This is a genomic window from Synechococcus sp. CCY 9618 (assembly GCF_019038415.1).
Classification (GTDB): Bacteria; Cyanobacteriota; Cyanobacteriia; order PCC-6307; family Cyanobiaceae; genus Cyanobium.
The window spans coordinates 1-216 of the sequence record NZ_JAFKRG010000092.1 but is presented as its reverse complement, the minus strand read 5'-3'; the positions used below and the strand labels follow the sequence as shown (position 1 = coordinate 216).

The following is a 216-nucleotide window of genomic DNA, read 5'->3' as shown; positions in this document are numbered from 1 at the left end:
CACGCACCAGGGAGGAGGTCACCAGCGAACCGTGCATGGCGGAGAACAGGGAGCCACCGAACACACCCGCCACACCCAGCATGTGGAAGGGGTGCATCAGGATGTTGTGCTCAGCCTGGAACACCAGCATGTAGTTGAAGGTGCCGCTGATGCCGAGGGGCATGCCGTCGGAGAAGGAACCCTGACCGAAGGGGTAGATCAGGAACACGGCGCTGG

At 62.5% G+C, this 216-nt stretch carries 1 pseudogene; it reads right to left on the bottom strand.

From position 1 onward, the window contains the following. Positions 1-216, bottom strand: a pseudogene (locus KUG41_RS16225) (photosystem II q(b) protein); the annotation flags it as partial.